Source organism: Paenibacillus sp. FSL P4-0338 (genome assembly GCF_038002365.1).
GTDB lineage: Bacteria > Bacillota > Bacilli > Paenibacillales > Paenibacillaceae > Paenibacillus_AQ.
On sequence record NZ_JBBOCG010000002.1, the window covers coordinates 299,186 to 317,129 of the forward strand.

Sequence of the window (17,944 nt, forward strand, 5' to 3'; positions counted from 1 at the left end):
AGGATGACAGGGATGGGTAAAACAACCGGATTTATAGAATATCAGCGGCGCACGCCTGCTGAATGCGAGCCGCTGGAGCGGATTAAGAACTGGAATGAATTCTCGGTTCCGATGGAGGAAGAACAGCTGCGTGAGCAGGGTGCCCGCTGTATGGATTGCGGAACACCGTTCTGCCATGTCGGGCGTATGTTGTCAGGGATGGCCAGCGGCTGTCCGCTGCATAATCTGATTCCAGAGTGGAATGACATGGTCTACCGCGGCAACTGGCAGGTTGCGCTGAAGCGCCTGCACAAGACGAATAACTTCCCGGAATTTACGGGACGCGTCTGCCCTGCGCCTTGTGAAGGCTCTTGCACAGTAGGGAAGAACGGTGATTCGGTAACGATTAAATCGATCGAGAAAGCGATTGTAGATAGAGGGTTCGCGGAAGGCTGGATCGTTCCTGAGCCGCCGCTTACCCGGACAGGCAAGAAGGTTGCCGTCGTAGGCTCCGGCCCTGCCGGGCTTGCCTGCGCTGCCCAACTGAACAAGGCGGGACACAGTGTAACGGTCTATGAGCGGGCTGACCGGATCGGCGGACTGCTGACCTACGGTATTCCGAACATGAAGCTGGATAAGAAGAAGGTGCAGCGCCGGGTAGATCTGCTGGCTGCGGAAGGCGTGACCTTCGTCACCCGGACCGAGATCGGCAGAGATATTACAGCGGCTCAGTTACAGGAGGAACATGATGCAGTGGTTCTCTGCGGCGGATCGACCAAAGCGCGTGATCTGCCGCTCGAAGGCCGCGGGCTGCGCGGCATTCATCAGGCGATGGAGTTCCTGACGCTGAACACGAAGAGCCTGCTGGATTCCGAACTGGCTGACGGAGAGTATCTGTCCGCGGCAGGCAAGGATGTTGTCGTCATCGGCGGCGGAGATACGGGGACGGACTGTGTAGCCACTTCGATCCGCCACGGCTGCCGCAGTGTGATCCAACTGGAGATTATGCCGCAGTCACCGTTGACCCGCCAGCCGGGGAACCCGTGGCCGGAATGGCCGAAGGTGCTGAAGGTGGACTACGGACAGCAGGAGGCGGCTTCGTTATATGAAGAAGATCCGCGCCGCTATTTGGTCAATACCAAGCGCTTCGTGGGCGATGCAGGCGGACATGTGCAGGAGCTGCATACAGTGCGTATTGAATGGAAGCGTACGGAAGACGGGCGGATGGCCCCGGTAGAAGTGCCGGGCAGCGAAGAGGTTGTTCAGGCGCAGCTCGTGCTGCTGGCGCTGGGCTTCACCGGACCGGAAGAGACGGTGCTGGAACAGCTTGGCGTGGAGCGCGATGAGCGCTCCAACGTGAAGGCAGAGTTCGGCGCGCAGGCAACGAATGTGGAGGGCGTCTTCACAGCCGGCGACATGCGGCGCGGCCAGAGCCTTGTGGTCTGGGCGATTAACGAGGGCCGCCAGGCTGCCCGCGAGGTAGACCGCTTCCTGATGGGCTCGTCCAATCTGCCTTGAGGCTTGCTGATTAAGTAAGTTGCAAGTAGACGCTAAGGCAAGCGTTACCCTTCAAGGAATGTCTCTTCTAGAGAGGCCCTGTTACGGGGCGCCCTGGCAAGAAACGTCCTGTTACGAGAGGCTCTGTTACGGAACGCCCTGTTACGAGAAGGCCTGCTAAAAGACGCCCGTCAGGGCGTCTTGCTTTGCGTTCATCCGGCTGAGGCGTTTACAATGGAGGCAGGCTTTTACCCGGATATTCTAGTCTTATCTTACGTGCGCTGTGATGCATCCGATTTTTGTATATAGTACAATTTTGGTTTAACGATATGCGGCATATAGGTGGATTGTTGTACAAACTGCAGGATTTATAATGTATTTTCGCTGCGAGGAGAAGGAATCCTGCCTTTTATGCAACAATAGCTGATTTGTGCCGGAATGGTGCGCGGAATGTTGCATTTAGGGCAGGATTTTATAGAGAGTCACAGCAGTTGTTCAACCTATATGGATAGAGAGGAAGCGTAAGAATGAAGCTGATGTTCATTTCCGATATTCACGGATCACTGTACTGGCTGGAACAGGCGCTGGCGAAGGCGGACGAGGAGCAGCCGCACACGCTGGTTATTCTGGGGGATTTCCTGTATCACGGACCGAGGAATCCGCTGCCGGAGGGATATAATCCGCAGGGGGTCGCCGACAGGCTGAATGCTTATAGCGAATCGGGCAAATCGTTGGCGGCGGTAAGAGGTAACTGTGATGCCGAGGTGGATCAGATGCTGCTGCACTTCCCGATGATGGGCGACTATGTGCTTATTCTGCATGAAGGCCGCAAAATCTACGCCACCCACGGGCATGGCTTCAGCATCGATCACTTACCTGCGCTCGCCCCGCAGGATGTGTTCATTCAGGGGCATACGCATCTGCCGGTGGCAGAGGTGAAGGACGGCATTAATGTGCTCAACCCCGGATCGATTGCGCTGCCCAAGGAGAACAACCCGAACTCCTATGGCGTTCTGGAGAACGGTGAGTTCAGCATTAAGGATTTTGAGGGCAACATCATCAAGCGTATCACTCTGTAAAATCGATTCATCCCTGAGGTCCTCTGATTGTAGTCCTGCAATCTCTCTGATTAGAGTCTCACAGTTTTTCTGATTACAGTCCGCAGATTATTATGCTTCTATGGCAGTCCCTCTGGATATTTCCAGAGGGATTATTGCTGCGCAGCAATTGAGCCCACCGGCATATTAATGTATGATGGGTGAGGAGCTTGCGGGCAGATCCCCCGGCTTCAAAAACTAAACAGCAGAGGTAACTAAATGATGCATCCACGTGATTTACACTATACAATGCCTGCCGAATGGGCCAAGCATGAACGGACCTTCATTTCCTGGCCGGTGAAGGACTCGATGGTACACCCTGATAATCATGAAGCGGTTAGCGGGGGCTATGCCGAGATTATCCGCGCGATTGCCGAATTCGAGCCGGTGACGGTTATCGTCAATCCGGATGAGCTGGAAGCTGTTGAGGAATTAGCACTTGGCGCTAACGTGACGCTGCTCCCGATCCGGCACAATGATGCCTGGCTGCGGGACAATGGGCCGACCTTCCTCTCGGGTCCTGACGGCAAGCTGGCCGGGGTCAACTGGAAGTTCAATGCCTGGGGCGGCAAATATTCGCCTTGGGATCTCGATGATGAGGTGGCTCCGCAGATTCTGAAGCACCTGGAGGTCAATGCGTTCGATGCTCCGCTGGTGATGGAGGGCGGCTCCATTCATACAGATGGCGAGGGCACCCTGCTGACCACAGAGGAATGCCTGCTGAATACGAACCGTAATCCTGAGCTTAGCCGCGAAGAGATTGCTGATTATGTCAAGCAATATACCGGGACCGAGTCCATCATCTGGCTGAAGCGCGGCCTCAGCGGGGATGAGACGGACGGGCATGTCGATAATATCGCCTGCTTCGCGGCACCGGGTAAGGTGATTATCCAGGTCTGCGAGGACCCGCAGGATGAGAACTATGCGATTACGCAGGAGAATCTGCGTATTCTGGAGCAGACGGTTGATACCAAAGGCCGGAAGCTGGAGATTATCCGCATCCAGCAGCCGCCCCGCGTGGACTTCGAGGGCAGCCGCCTGACGCTGAGCTATCTGAATTTCTATTTCGTGAACGGCGGAATTATCCTGCCAGTCTTCGGCGGTACAGCGGCTGAAACGGACAAGCTGGCTGAAGAGACGCTGGCCGGGCTGTTCCCGGACCGTCGCATCCGTACCGTGAACGGAATGGCCGTGATCGGCGAAGGCGGGAACGTGCATTGCACCACCCAGCAGATGCCTGCGGTGGATTAGACTGAGATCCAACCAAGGAGGAACAACCATGAGACAAGTAAAAGTAGCCGCGACGCAAATGAGCTGTTCCGGCGACATTGATGAGAATATCCGCAAAGCGGAGACACTGGTTAGAGAGGCGGCTGCCCAAGGCGCGCAGATTATTCTGCTGCAGGAGCTGTTCGAGACGCCGTATTTCTGTCAGAAGGAGAAGTCGGATTACTATGCCTATGCTACGGAGCTTGAGCAGAACAAGGCGGTGAACCACTTCAAGGCTATCGCCAAGGAGCTTGAGGTGGTGCTGCCGATCAGCTTTTATGAGAAGAAGAATTATGCGCGGTACAACTCGCTGGCGGTAATTGATGCGGACGGAACCGTGATGGGCAAATACCGCAAGAGCCATATTCCTGACGGTCCAGGCTATGAAGAGAAATTCTACTTCAACCCGGGCGATACCGGCTTCAAGGTGTGGAATACCCGTTATGCCAAAATCGGAGTCGGTGTATGCTGGGACCAATGGTACCCGGAAGCTGCCCGGGTGATGAGCCTGATGGGGGCGGAGATTCTGTTCTATCCTACAGCCATCGGCTCGGAGCCGCAGGACGGGTCGATTGATTCCAAGGATCACTGGCAGACCTGCATGCTCGGTCATGCTGCCGCTAACCTGATTCCTGTCGTGGCCTCCAACCGGATCGGCAAGGAGACTGACGAGGATTCCAGCATTGATTTCTACGGCTCGTCATTCATTGCTGGTCCGCAGGGCAACAAGATTGTCGAAGCCGGACGGGATGAGCAGACCGTGCTGGTCAGCGAATTCGATCTGGATGCTCTTGAGGTAGGACGGATTGAATGGGGGATCTTCCGTGACCGCCGTCCGGAGCTGTACCGGATGATTGCTTCGTATGACGGTGATCTGACCTTCTAACTTATGCGCTAATATGTATTGACCAATTCAGTAAGCAGCCAAAATGCTACCGGGGAGCTCTCTCCGGGACGTTTTGGCTGCTTTTTTGCATGATATGTTACAATATATCGATAATAGTGTCATATTATATTACATGAATGGATAAAGTTAATTGTCATCATTACTTTAATCTGATAAAATCTCCTTAAGTTATTTTACAAATAAGTAGGGGGATTGGAGAATGGGAATCCGAAAAAAGTGGGCGATGTCAGGTATGGTGGCACTCCTGGTCTTGGCAATAGCGGGTTGTGGCTCTGATAATGATGCAAAAGGCGGCAGTGCGGACGGGAAAAGCCTCAAAATCGCTACTGATGCCAGCTATGCACCAATGGAGTATATGGATACCGATACGATCAAGGGCTTTGACATTGATTTCATCAAGGCGGTAATGGCGGAGGCCGGCATCGATTACACGCTCACCAACACAGGCTGGGATACCATGCTGACCAGTGTGAAGCAGGGCACTGAATATCAGGCGGGCGTATCCTCGGTATCGATTACAGATGAGCGCAAGGAAACCTATGACTACTCTATCCCTTATTTCGAATCTACGAACATGATCATGGTGAAGGAAGGCAGCGACATCAAATCCGCCCTGGACCTGAAGGGGAAGAAGGTTGCGGTTCAGGCGGCTACGACAGCAGATGAGCTGATGAGCGGCATTATGGGCGTCGACAACGGCAACCTGAAGCGGTTCGACAGCAATGCGGTAGCGCTGATGGAGCTGAACGGCGGCGGGGCGGATGCGGTGGTCGCGGATATCGCCATCGTGAACGAATACATCAAGAACAACCCGAAGGAGAAGCTGACAGGCATTATCGACAAGGAGAATTTCGGCTCCGAGTACTACGGTATCCTGTATCCGAAGGGCAGCGAATGGAAGGAGAAGCTGGACCCGGCGATCAAAAAGGTCATCGAGAACGGCAAATATGCGGAGATCTACAAGGAATGGTTCGGCGAAGAGCCGGACACGGCGGCGCTTATGAACGCGAAGTAGCCTAAGAACCGCAACAACTAAGCATGCGTAATGATTGCTATTGCGCGTGCTTCTTTTTTTGAGTAAGTCAGAAGCAGAAGAGAAGGGAAGAATTCTATGGATTTCAGATTCGACATCATCGTTCATTATTTACCGGTTTTGCTAAAAGGGACCTTGTTCACCATCGGCGTATCGCTGGTCTCCATTCTGTGCGGCTCCTTGCTGGGGCTGATTATCGGTTTCGGTAAAATGGCGCCCAAATGGTATTTCCGCTGGCCCTTCCATGCCTATATCAACATCTTCCGCGGTACGCCGCTCTATGTGCAGATTCTGATCGTCCATTTCGGCCTGATCCCGTTGTTCTACGGCAAAACCTACGTACTGATGAGCGCATTCGTGGCGTTGTCGCTCAATTCCGCCGCCTATTCTGCGGAGATCTTCCGCGCCGGTATCCAGTCCATCGACCCCGGACAGCGGGAAGCGGCCCTGTCCCTCGGAATGACCCGGCAGCAGGCGATGCGCTTCATTATTTTGCCCCAGGCGATCAAACGGATGGTTCCCGCGTTCGGGAATGAATTCATTGTGCTGGTTAAGGATTCCTCGCTGCTGGCGCTGATTGCCGCCCCTGAGATTATGTACTGGAGCAATACCATGAAAGGCCAATACCTGCGGATCTGGGAGCCGTATCTGACCGCTGCACTGATCTATTTCATTCTTACTTATTCGCTCAGCAAGCTGCTTAATTATATTGAACGGAAGGTGTAACCCCTATGGAACCGATTATTTCAGTCAAGCATCTGTACAAATCATTCGGTGCCCATCAGGTACTGACGGATATCAGCGTCGACATTCACAGCCGGGAGGTTGTGGTCATCATCGGGCCTTCGGGCTCGGGCAAATCGACCTTTCTGCGCTGCCTTAATCTGCTGGAGCAGCCGCAAGCGGGCGATATTATCATTGGAGGCACTTCCTTGATCGCCAAGAGCACAAGGATTAACGATATCCGTACCGAGCTGGGGATGGTCTTTCAGCAGTTCAATCTGTTTCCGCACCGGAAAGTGATCGAGAACATCATGCTGGCCCCGATGAAGGTGCGGAAATGGACGGCGGATCAAGCGAGGCAGAAGGCATTAGAGCTGCTGCAGAAGGTGGGTCTTAGCGAGAAGGCGGAGATGTACCCTTCCTCGCTCTCCGGCGGTCAGGCCCAACGGGTGGCGATTGCCCGGGCGCTGGCGATGGAGCCGAAGATCATGCTGTTCGACGAGCCGACCTCGGCCCTGGACCCCGAGATGGTGGGCGAGGTCCTGGCGGTTATGAAGGAGCTGGCCCGCGAGGGGATGACCATGGTTGTGGTGACCCATGAGATGGGCTTCGCCCGTGAAGTGGGGGACCGGGTGCTTTTTATGGAGCAAGGGGCCATAGTCGAGCAGGGTGCGCCGGAGCAGTTGTTCGGCAGCCCGTCGCATGAGCGTACACGGGAGTTTCTGTCCAAGGTGCTGTAAGAATCGCCCAAAGTAGAATATTGTTATTTAATCGGTTATATTAGAAGAGTAAGAAATAGGCAATAAGTCCAAGCGTGAATAGCTGCCCAGGGTGGCGGGGAGGAGGCTCGGGGATATCTTTTTTTAAAGTATAAGGATGACAGCGGTTCTGCATAATGATTTATCCTTATATTTCCGGCAGACAAGGATAGGGTGCTTAATAAGACCGCATAGGCTTTCTGCTGGTCATAATTCCATAATGATAGAAGGAGAATACGATGAGCACATTTAAAAATTGGCTGAATACGACAAAAAACGGACTGACAGAACAGGTTAAGAAATTTAAAAATAAAGACTTCATGAATGCTGTAGTGGCAGGCTGCGCACTGGTGGCTGCGGCTGACGGCAAGATTGAGGAATCCGAGAAGAACAAGATGGCGGGGTACATGAATCTCAGCAATGAACTTAAGGTATTTGATATGAGAGATGTCATCGCCCAGTTTAATTTCTATGTGAGCAACTTCGAATTCTCGCCCGAAATCGGCAAGCAGGAAGCGCTCAAGGCGATTGCAAAGTTCAGCAGCAAACCGGAGATTGGCCGCGTTATTGTAGGCGTATGCTCCGCGATTGGTGCGGCTGACGGTGACTTCGATGAGCATGAGAAAGCGGTTGTGCGGAATATCTGCAATGTGCTGTCACTTAGCCCTAGTGAATTCAGCCTGTAATTACAGGCTGGATTCCATTTGCTAATTAGGTGAAACTTTAGGCGATTCATCGCCGTATCACTGATGTAACACCCGCAAGCACACTTCTATCTGGAAACGGAGGTACTTCAAGTTGGCTGGAATTAATCTGGTAAAAGGTCAGAAGATCGATTTAACCAAAGGCAATGCCGGACTGTCTAACGTAATTGTAGGACTGGGTTGGGACCCTGCCGAACCGGCAAGAGGATTCTTTGGCGTCAAGAAACAGGCGAACGTGGACTGCGATGCCTCAGCGCTGCTGCTGAATGAGAACGGCAAGCTGACCAATAAGCTGAACCTCGTCTGCTTTCACAACAAACAGAATACGAACAACTCCGTGGTTCACTCGGGAGATAACCTGACGGGTGAGGGAGACGGGGACGACGAGCAGATTAATGTGAATCTGAAGTCGATTCCTGCCGATGTCCATAAGGTTCTGGTTGTAGTCAACATCTACGATGCTGTGAACCGCAAGCAGGATTTCGGGATGATCAAATCTGCGTATATCCGGATTATTAATGCGGCAGGCAACGCAGAATTGGTTAAGTTTAATCTGACAGACAATTATACAGGCTTCACGGCACTGATCTGCGGTGAGTTGTACCGTCACGGCGATGAGTGGAAATTCGCCGCCATCGGTGAAGGCGCCCACGCAGCGCATATCAATCAGCTGGCAGAACGCTATATCTAAATCCAATTTGAGAAAAGAGGGCTCTATTCATGGCTATCAACTTATCCAAGGGACAAAAAATCGATCTGACCAAAACCAACCCGGGCTTATCCAAAATCACAGTCGGCCTAGGATGGGATACGAATAAATACGATGGCGGTAAGGACTTTGACCTTGACGTTTCCGTGTTCCTGACCAATGCCAGCGGTAAAGTAGATAAAGAAACCAACTTCATCTTCTTCAACAACAAGCAGAACGAGAACGCATCTGTCGTTCACACCGGCGATAACCGTACAGGAGAAGGCGACGGAGACGATGAGCAGGTTCAAGTCGATTTGCTTAATGTTCCTGCAGATGTGGACAAGATTGCCTTCACCATTACCATCTATGAAGCAGAGTCCAGAAGCCAGAACTTCGGACAAGTCTCCCGTTCTTATGTGCGTATCGTTAACGATGCGAATAGTGAGGAACTGATCCGCTTTGACCTGGGTGAAGATTTCTCCGTTGAAACAGGCGTAGTTGTCGGTGAATTGTACCGTAACGGTGCAGAATGGAAATTCAACGCGATCGGCAGCGGCTACAAGGACGGTCTGGCCGGCTTGACCCGTGATTACGGCCTGCAATAAGACTCTGACATTACGGGAATTAAATCTGTAAGGAAAGAGGGTTTTTGACAGTGACGATCAGTCTTTCCAAAGGACAGCGGATTGATCTTACCAAGACGAATCCGGGTCTGACCAAAGTTGTAGTAGGACTGGGCTGGGATACAAACAAGTATAGCGGCGGCAAGGATTTCGACCTCGATGCATCAGCATTCCTGCTGCATGAGGACGGCAAAGCCAAAAGCGAAAATGACTTTGTATTCTATAACAACCCGACTGGCGGTACAGGCTCTGTAACCCATACAGGCGACAACCGTACAGGTGAAGGCGACGGGGATGATGAACAGATCATCGTAGACTTCAGTCTGGTGCCTGCGAATATTCAGCGTATCGGGATCACGGTCACGATCTATGATTATGAGACCCGGGCGCAGAACTTCGGACAAGTCTCCAATGCTTTTGTCCGCGTTGTAGATGCATCCAGCGACCGTGAGGTTCTGCGGTTCGATCTGGGCGAGGATTTCTCCACCGAGACGGCTGTAGTCTTCTGTGAATTCTACCGCCAGGGGGCGGATTGGAAATTCCAGGCGATCGGCAGCGGCTTCGCCGGCGGACTAAGCGCATTATGCAAAAACTACGGGCTGGACGCGCAATAAGAGCTTCAAAGGCGGGATCATCATCGATCCTGCCCTTTTTATACACAAAATCTGATAAGTTGCGCTCTTATCCATGTATAAAGGTGGCGTAAGAATGAATACAGAAGTAGTCAAAGGGCAGAAAGCAGACCTGACCAAAGGGAGCCCGGGGCTCCGCAGCATTACGGTTGAGATCGGGTGGAAAGCTCCGTCTTCCATGGATATTGATGCTTCCGCATTCCTGCTTGGAGCTGGCGGTAAAGTGGGCAGTGACGATGATCTGATTTTTTATAATAACCCGTCTACTCCCTATATCACCTATAAGGATGTGCCGGGGACGGCTTCGGGCGGATTGAAGCAGTTCGAGGTCTCGCTGGAGCGGATTCCGGCAAACATAGTGAAGATTGCCTTCACCCTTACTCTGTATGACGGAGAAAACCGCAAGCAGATGTTCGGACAAATGAGCGAAGCGGAGTGCCGGGTCGTAAATCAGGCGACAGGTGCGCAGCTTCTGCGGTGTAACCTCGGAAATCAGTTCTCTGTGGAAACGGCTGTTGTAGTTGGAGAATTATATAGACATGGTGAAGAATGGAAATACAGTGCGATTGTTGCGGGCTTCTCGGGCGGGCTTAAGGCGCTCTGCGGCAACTACGGCATAGAAGTTGAGGATGAGCCTGCACCGGCACCGAAGCCGCAGGAACAGACGCCGCCGGGACGCCCGCCGCTTCAAGTGCCGCCGCCCCGCGCGGAGTCATCCAGACCGAATATTGTGATTCCGCCACCGCCTGCACCGGCACCGCCTAAGCAGGAGGCTGCTCCCGCACCGGCGCTGAATCTCAATCTGAAGAAGATTGAGCTGAAGAAGAAGGGCGATTCGATTAACCTGAAGAAATCCGCCTCCGGACTGGGTGAGCTGTTGATTAACCTCAACTGGAACCAGAAGCAGGGCGGAGGGCTGTTCAGCCGTAACAAGGGCGGGGTGGATCTCGATCTGGCCTGTCTGTATGAGCTGAAGAACGGCAGCAAAGGCGTGGTGCAGGCACTGGGCAATGCGTTCGGTAACCTGCAGCAGCAGCCTTATATGATGCTCGATGGAGATGACCGGACCGGTTCCGTAACATCCGGCGAGAATCTGCGTATAAACGGAAGTAAGGTTGCCCAGATCGAACGGATTCTGGTGTTTGCCTTTATTTACAAAGGAGTTACCAACTGGTCTGAGGCGGATGGAGTGGTTACCCTGAAGCAGGATGGAGGACCGGATATTATCGTTAATCTGGACGAGCATAACAACCGTAAAGGCATGTGCGCCATCGCGCTGATCCGGAATGTGGACAATGAGACCTTCAGTATTGAACGGCTCGTGCAATATTTCAGCGGTCACCGGGAGATGGATGAGGCTTATGGCTGGGGGCTTCGCTGGGTAGCGGGAAGTAAATAATTTGATATTACCGGAGGCGCAAGTGGAATGGACTGGTTCAGTGATTTTTTTAGGAGTATCGGTGAGAATTACGGGCATTTCTTCTCATGGAGTGATATTGCAGGAACGCTCTCCGACCCTGTCAGCTGGGGAATTATCGGAAGTCTGATTCTGCTGGAGGGTCTGTTGTCCGCTGATAACGCGCTTGTACTGGCGGTTATGGTTAAGCACCTTCCGAAGGAGCAGCAGCGTAAGGCTTTGTTCTACGGGATACTCGGCGCTTATTTATTCAGATTCCTGGCGATTGGTCTGGGGACCTATCTCGTCAAATTTACGCTGGTTAAGGTGCTCGGGGCCTTGTATCTCTTCTATATTGCCTACAAAGGGCTGTTCAAGGGCAGCGGTGAAGATGGCGAGATTAAGAATAAAGGTGCCTCTTTCTGGAAGACGGTCCTTCTGGTTGAATTAATGGATATTGCCTTCAGTATTGACAGCGTGGTAGCAGCATTCGGTCTTAGTTCTGAAGTCTGGGTACTCTTCCTTGGCGGTATTCTCGGCGTACTGATGATGCGCGGTGTGGCACAGGTATTCCTCAAGCTGATCGCAAGATATCCTGAACTGGAACAAACGGCATTCCTGCTTATTGCACTGATTGCCGGTAAAATGCTTGCCGGAGCCTTCGGCTATGAATTGCCGCATGTAATTTTCTTCGGTATTCTAATTGCGGTGTTTGCAGGTACTATCGTGTATAGCGCAAGCAAACGGAAGAAGGCCGAGAACCACAAAGCCTGATTTACTTCTGCTTCATATTTTTATCCTTATAGCTGTGCAGGAAGGCGCGGGGTTCACGGGAAGGGTGGACTCCGGCGCGCCTTTCGGGTAATCGTAATAGGTGTTTATAGCATGGCCTTTGCTTGGGTTCAAAGAAAGCCGGATACCGTCCCCGAGAGGACGGCATAGCTGGTTCTGCTCGAAGCCAAAGGCCATTTGTATTGTGCTGGCACAACATTAAGGGGGAAGGGCTTTGAGATATTTCGATTACCTCACACAAGAACAGGAAGCCTCATTATTCCATGTTCCGCCGGTTTCATTTGATCATACTACCCGTAAGGATTTACTGGCTTATGCCGTCGGAGCAGCCCTGTATATGCCGGCCACCCGTGCCAGTGTTGCCGAAGATATTATTAAGCTGAGAGCCTCGGGGCTTATCACGGTAATCATAGATTTGGAGGATGCCATCGGGGACGGTGAAGTGGATTATGCCGAAGAGTCCATCGTCAGGCATCTGGCGTTCCTGTCCGCTTATGCGGAGAATGAGCCGGACCAGCTCGGCAGTCTTCCGCTGCTGTTCATCCGCGTACGTAACCCTGCACAGCTAAGAGATCTGATTTTCCGGCTGGGATCATTAATCACCATGCTGACCGGCTTCGTCTTCCCCAAATTCTCCGTAGAGAACGGTACAGATTATTTCGAGGCTATTGCCGATTACAATGACACACGCAGCTATTCCGCCCCGGTGCTGTACGGGATGCCGATTCTGGAGAATGCGCCGATCATCTACCGGGAGAGCCGGATGGACACTCTGCTTGGGGTCCGGGATCTGCTCGGGCAATACCGCGAGTATGTGCTGAATGTCCGGATTGGGGCGACGGACTTCTCCAGTCTGTTCGGACTGCGGCGCAGTCCGGATATCAGTATTTATGACCTGACGCCGATCCGTGACTGCATGTCGGATATCATTAACATATTTGGCCGTGTAGAGGAAGGCTACGTGATCTCGGGACCTGTGTGGGAGTATTTTGCCAGCAAAGGACACCGTGTCCTCCGCCCGCAGCTGCGGGAGACGCCCTTCGAGGATACCTACGGCAAGCATGGCCGCGAGATGCGCAATAATTTCATCTCCAGCTCGATGGACGGACTGATCCGGGAAGTGATTCTGGACAAGGAGAACGGCATTGTGGGCAAAACTATTATCCACCCCTCCCACCTCAGACCGGTGCAGGCCATGTATACTGTAATGCATGAAGAGTATGTGGACGCCTTAAGTATTGTAGACAGCAACGATGGCAGCCGCGGCGTGTTCAAGAGTGAATATTATAACAAAATGAATGAAATCAAGCCTCATTTGAACTGGGCCAGACGAATTTTATTACGATCTCAAATATACGGGGTGTTACATGAACAACAGCATTTTGTCGGATTACTACCCGAGAACGAATACACACACGTTTAATATCGTCGAGAATCTGCAGGTTACGGTAACAGAAACCTCGAATCCTTTTCATATGCCTGTGGATTCCTTGTTCTCCATGGCTGCACGAATCAATAAGAAGCGTTCCTTCCTGTTCGTCAGCAAAGTACTTGGCAAGCATATTCCCGTAGGACCGTATACCCCGCTGCTCAGCGGAGCTGCACTCGCCTTGCTTCTGTATCTGGAGATGGGCGCGGATACCGTTGACCGGGAGATTATGGACCCGCTGATGAACCAGGCCGTTCATGGCCTGATCCATCCTGAAGTTGCGGAAGAAGCTTATCATGCGCTGCTTGCTGCGCGCCTGGTTCTGCCGCAGCCGGTTCTGTTTATAGGGTTCGCCGAAACCGCTACCGCCCTGGGCCATAGCATGTATAATGCGTTCGCTGGCGGTGCGTCTTATATTCATACCACGCGTGAGCTGATTCCTGAGCTGGAATCGGTGGTCACCTTTGAAGAGGAGCATTCCCACGCCGTAGATCATCTCTGCTATGCCTTGAATGCTGAACTGTTATCGGGGACAGAGCCGATTGTGCTGGTGGATGACGAGATTACGACCGGTAATACGGCGATTAATACGATCCGTGACATCCAGTCCAAATTTCCGCGCAGGGACTATGTAGTGGCCTCTCTCTTGGACTGGCGGAGTGAAGCTAATATCCAGGCTTACCGTGATCTGGAGCAGGAGCTGGGAATTCGTATAACCGCTTTATCCCTGCTTCAGGGAAGTATCAAGGTTGAGGGAATACCGCAGCTGCAAGCCGCAGCTGATAGCGGAGCCGCTGCTTCCACAGGCGCAGAGCTTGTAACCACTTATGCATTCGACGGCTTAGAGCGGCTTCTTGTAACCTCGGCGGATGGGCAGGGCGTTATCAATCCATCGCCATATCTGAAGCACAGCGGCCGCTTCGGTCTGGAGTCTGCGGATAATGCGCAGATTGATGTAGCTGTAAGCCATGTGGCCAGGCAGCTTCGGGGACTGCGTGAAGGTGCCCGTACGCTGGTGATGGGCGTAGGCGAGTTCATGTATCTGCCGATGCGGATCGCCGCAGAGATGGGAGAGGGCGTGTTGTACCAGTCCTCGACCCGCAGTCCGATCCATTCCGAGCGGCGTGCGGATTACGGTGTGCACAGCGCCGCTGCCTATCCGTCCGCAGGCGATACGGAGATCACGAATTTCATCTATAATGTGGACCCCGGCCAGTATGACGATATCTTCGTCCTGCTGGAGCGCGAGGTGCCCCGGCAGCGGATTGCGCCGATGACGGATATTTTACAGAGGCTGGCGGGCAATAAGGTACATCTTGTTGTGTTCAGCCCAGAACCAGTTACGGGAGGCTCAGGGCTATGAAGGGAATAGATATCGAAGCCATTCACAATAGAAGAATATCTCCTCCGGTGGCACTGGGCAGCTATCCTGCTTCCGACGTTACCTTCCTGCTCAAGGATCTAAGCAATGTATCCCTTGAGCGGGGGACGGCGGAGCGGGAGGAAGCGATCCAGTCCGGCGTGCATTATTCGGAGATGCTTCCGGTGGAATACCAGCCGACAGAGCAGTATATCGAATTGTTTCATGAGACGCTGCAGCAGACTGCGAGGAAGGTGGCGCTGGCTGTAGCTGGGGTGTCCGAGATGATTGTTGCCCGGCGGGGAACGGCGAATACCGTGCTGGTCTCTCTGGCGAGAGCGGGCACTCCGATCGGGGTACTGATCAAACGTTATATTCTTGAGAAATATGGAGCGGACCTTCCGCATTATAGCATCTCCATTATCCGCGGCAAGGGGATTGATGAGAATGCGGTGCTCTATATGCTGCAGCAGCATGGAGGGGATGCCGAGCTGCAATTCATCGATGGCTGGACCGGCAAGGGGGCCATCCGGCAGGTGCTGATAGAGGCCTGTGAGAGTATGTATAAGAAATATGGCCTTACGCTAAATGATGATCTGGCGGTACTTGCTGATCCCGGTCACTGCTCGGGTACCTACGGAACCCGGGAGGATTATCTGATTCCAAGCGCCTGCCTGAACTCCACGGTATCCGGCCTGATGAGCCGTACGGTGCTCCGTGATGATCTGATCGGGCCTGAGGAATTCCACGGGGCCAAATTCTACAAGGAATGGCTGGACAGTGACCTGTCCAACGTATTCGTTGAAGCAATTACCCCGTATTTCGCTGAAGTAGCGGCAGAGGCGCTAGCACAGGCTGCGGAGATGCTTGAGCATCCGCCGGAGATTACCTGGCAGGGGCTGGCCGATATCCGCAGTATCCAGGATACCTTCGGTATTGATAATATCAATCTGGTGAAGCCCGGAGTCGGTGAGACGACGCGTGTACTGCTGCGCAGAGTGCCCTGGAGAATCCTTGTCGACAGGCTGGACAATCCCAACCTGCGGCATATTCTGCTGCTGGCTGAGGACCGGGGCGTACCGGTTGAGGTATATCCCGGGCTGACCTACTCCTGCTGTGGAATCATCAAGCCGCTGAAAGGGGAGAGTGAATGATCTACGCCAGCGATCTGGACCGCACGCTGATCTACTCTCCTAGCGCGATAGGCGTTCCTGAGGATACCCCTGGTCTGGCTCCGGCAGAGGTTGTTGACGGCAGAACGGTATCGTATATCTCACAGCAGGCTCTGGCTACACTGAAAGAGCTGGCGGCGAAGATTGTCTTCATGCCGGTGACTACACGTACGATTGCCCAGTACCGGCGGATTAACCTGTTCCAGGAGACGGTCATTCCGGATTATGCCATCACCAGCAATGGCGGCAATATTCTTGTGAACGGGGTAGTGGACCAGGATTGGCGGACGGCTGTTGGCAGAGCGGTGGAACGCGGCTCCGCTGCAACGGAAGAAGCCGAAAGCATCGTGCGCGCTGTTGTCCGGGAAGAATGGATCATCAGCCGGCGGTATTGCGATGAGCTGTTCTATACGTTCGTGGTTCACCGGGATTTGCTGCCGCTGGAGGAGATTGCTAAGATGGCGCAGCGGCTGGGTGAGCTTGGCTGGAAAGTATCCCTGCAGGGGCGCAAGCTCTATATCGTGCCGGAGGCGGTGAACAAAAGCGATGCCATTCTCCATGTGCGCCGCACTGTGCATTCGGAGCCGATGGTTGCCTCTGGGGACTCTCTTCTGGACAAGAGCCTGCTCGCCGCCGCCGACTATGCCATAGCCCCCTGCCACGGAGAAATATTTGCCGAGCAGCAGGCGGGTTTAGTACACTTAGAGTATCCGTTTACTGAGCGGCCGGGAGTATTTGCCGCGGATGAGATTATGCAGTATGTTCACAGGATTTATACACATTTGACAGCATTGGGAGTTGGACCGCCACCATGAAAAAGGTAAATATATATTTCAACCGCTGGTTCTCTGTTGCCTATCACTACATGAATCTCATCCGGGGCAATGAAGACGGGATTCCGGTGCAAATCTTCGCCACCCACCCGGATATCCACCATATGTCGCTGCAAGGCGCCGATGTGGCCGGAACTGAGCCGGCGCTCGAAGGCATTGAATATGTGCAGTTCTGTGTTGACTTCTGCCGCCGGAACGAGATTGATATCTTCATTCCCCGGTTGCATATGCTCGATATCGCGCTGCACGCTTCGCTGTTCGATGAGATCGGGACGAAGGTGCTGGTCTGCCGTGATCTGGATCTGCTGGAGATGATCATGGACAAAGGCAAGTTCTATGAGAGCGTGAAGGCCAACGGGATTATGACGATTCCTGATTATCATGTGGTTAGTAATGCGCAGCAGTTCAGGGAAGCTTATGAAGATCTCACAGCCAAAGGACACAAGGTCTGCTTCAAGCCTACCGAGACGGAAGGCGGACTGGGATTCCGGATCATAGATAATGACCGCAGTCCCGTGGAGGAGCTGTTCGGCCATGTGACTCCGCTGATCTCCTTCGAGGAGGCTTACTGCATCCTTGATGAAGCCGGGAGTTTCCCTAACCTGATGGTGATGGAGCTGCTGGAGGGCTATGAATATAGTATTGATTGTCTGTCGGATGAGAAGGGCAATCTGCTGGCCGCTGTTCCCCGCCGGAAGGCGGGTGGCCGTCTGCGGCTTATGGAGTATATCCCGGAGCTTGCGGAGGTAGCCCGCAGGGTGGCTGAGACGTACCGGATTCCGTTCAATTTCAATGTCCAGATGAAGTACAGCGGCGGCGTCCCCAAGCTGCTGGAGATTAACCCGCGGATGTCCGGCGGTCTGCATATCTCCTGTCTGTCCGGAATCAACTTCCCATATCTGGCTGTCAAAAGCGCGCTCGGCGGCGAGGTTCTGCCTGCGGAGTTCGAGCATAACGTCCTGGCCAGCCATGTTGAGCAGCCGCTGATCATGAGAATAAACGGAGAATCCGTGATTACGGATTCCGTGAATTGAGCGTGAAGCATTCAC

The 17,944-nt window shown here is 53.2% G+C and carries 18 protein-coding genes; all 18 read left to right on the top strand.

Annotation, left to right across the window (positions count from 1 at the left end; genetic code table 11):
- Positions 1-12: 12 nt before the first annotated feature.
- A complete protein-coding gene (locus MKZ07_RS25395; RefSeq protein ID WP_036695592.1) occupies positions 13-1,497 on the top strand; it encodes a glutamate synthase subunit beta in 1,485 nt (494 codons plus the stop codon).
- A gap of 506 nt (positions 1,498-2,003) precedes the next feature.
- On the top strand, positions 2,004-2,555 hold the full coding sequence (gene yfcE, locus MKZ07_RS25400) for a phosphodiesterase (RefSeq protein WP_341028413.1): 552 nt from the start codon (positions 2,004-2,006) through the stop codon (positions 2,553-2,555).
- Between the two features lie 240 nt (positions 2,556-2,795).
- Positions 2,796-3,824 (top strand): agmatine deiminase family protein, encoded by a 1,029-nt coding sequence (locus tag MKZ07_RS25405; RefSeq protein WP_036695637.1) that lies wholly within the window; start codon positions 2,796-2,798, stop codon positions 3,822-3,824.
- 28 nt (positions 3,825-3,852) lie between these two features.
- Entirely contained in the window at positions 3,853-4,728 is an 876-nt protein-coding gene (gene aguB, locus MKZ07_RS25410) for an N-carbamoylputrescine amidase (protein ID WP_036695594.1), read from the top strand.
- Between the two features lie 220 nt (positions 4,729-4,948).
- The gene (locus tag MKZ07_RS25415) at positions 4,949-5,764 is read left to right on the top strand and encodes a transporter substrate-binding domain-containing protein (RefSeq protein WP_036695595.1); all 816 of its coding nucleotides are present in this window, start codon (positions 4,949-4,951) and stop codon (positions 5,762-5,764) included.
- Positions 5,765-5,860: 96 nt separating this feature from the next.
- Entirely contained in the window at positions 5,861-6,508 is a 648-nt protein-coding gene (locus tag MKZ07_RS25420) for an amino acid ABC transporter permease (protein WP_036695596.1), read from the top strand.
- A 14-nt stretch (positions 6,509-6,522) separates the two neighbouring features.
- Entirely contained in the window at positions 6,523-7,245 is a 723-nt protein-coding gene (locus MKZ07_RS25425; protein ID WP_036695638.1) for an amino acid ABC transporter ATP-binding protein, read from the top strand.
- A gap of 257 nt (positions 7,246-7,502) precedes the next feature.
- Positions 7,503-7,949 (top strand): tellurite resistance TerB family protein, encoded by a 447-nt coding sequence (locus tag MKZ07_RS25430; RefSeq protein ID WP_036695597.1) that lies wholly within the window; start codon positions 7,503-7,505, stop codon positions 7,947-7,949.
- 112 nt (positions 7,950-8,061) lie between these two features.
- Positions 8,062-8,658: a TerD family protein gene (locus tag MKZ07_RS25435; protein ID WP_036695598.1), complete on the top strand. Its 597-nt coding sequence runs from the start codon at positions 8,062-8,064 to the stop codon at positions 8,656-8,658.
- 29 nt (positions 8,659-8,687) lie between these two features.
- On the top strand, positions 8,688-9,263 hold the full coding sequence (locus MKZ07_RS25440) for a TerD family protein (protein WP_036695599.1): 576 nt from the start codon (positions 8,688-8,690) through the stop codon (positions 9,261-9,263).
- Positions 9,264-9,313: 50 nt separating this feature from the next.
- The gene (locus MKZ07_RS25445; protein ID WP_036695600.1) at positions 9,314-9,895 is read left to right on the top strand and encodes a TerD family protein; all 582 of its coding nucleotides are present in this window, start codon (positions 9,314-9,316) and stop codon (positions 9,893-9,895) included.
- A 94-nt stretch (positions 9,896-9,989) separates the two neighbouring features.
- Positions 9,990-11,312, top strand: a complete 1,323-nt coding sequence (locus MKZ07_RS25450; RefSeq protein WP_036695601.1) for a TerD family protein — start codon at positions 9,990-9,992, stop codon at positions 11,310-11,312.
- Between the two features lie 27 nt (positions 11,313-11,339).
- The gene (locus MKZ07_RS25455) at positions 11,340-12,083 is read left to right on the top strand and encodes a TerC family protein (RefSeq protein ID WP_036695602.1); all 744 of its coding nucleotides are present in this window, start codon (positions 11,340-11,342) and stop codon (positions 12,081-12,083) included.
- A 232-nt stretch (positions 12,084-12,315) separates the two neighbouring features.
- The gene (locus MKZ07_RS25460; RefSeq protein WP_341028419.1) at positions 12,316-13,524 is read left to right on the top strand and encodes an HpcH/HpaI aldolase/citrate lyase family protein; all 1,209 of its coding nucleotides are present in this window, start codon (positions 12,316-12,318) and stop codon (positions 13,522-13,524) included.
- Between the two features lie 76 nt (positions 13,525-13,600).
- The gene (locus MKZ07_RS25465; protein ID WP_341029769.1) at positions 13,601-14,893 is read left to right on the top strand and encodes a phosphoribosyltransferase family protein; all 1,293 of its coding nucleotides are present in this window, start codon (positions 13,601-13,603) and stop codon (positions 14,891-14,893) included.
- Entirely contained in the window at positions 14,890-16,044 is a 1,155-nt protein-coding gene (locus MKZ07_RS25470) for a cysteine protease StiP family protein (RefSeq protein WP_036695603.1), read from the top strand. The genes MKZ07_RS25465 and MKZ07_RS25470 overlap by 4 nt, the downstream gene beginning before the upstream one ends.
- Positions 16,041-16,877 (top strand): HAD family hydrolase, encoded by an 837-nt coding sequence (locus MKZ07_RS25475; RefSeq protein WP_036695604.1) that lies wholly within the window; start codon positions 16,041-16,043, stop codon positions 16,875-16,877. Before MKZ07_RS25470 ends, MKZ07_RS25475 begins: the two co-directional genes overlap by 4 nt.
- On the top strand, positions 16,874-17,929 hold the full coding sequence (locus MKZ07_RS25480) for an ATP-grasp domain-containing protein (RefSeq protein ID WP_036695605.1): 1,056 nt from the start codon (positions 16,874-16,876) through the stop codon (positions 17,927-17,929). Before MKZ07_RS25475 ends, MKZ07_RS25480 begins: the two co-directional genes overlap by 4 nt.
- Positions 17,930-17,944: the final 15 nt, after the last annotated feature.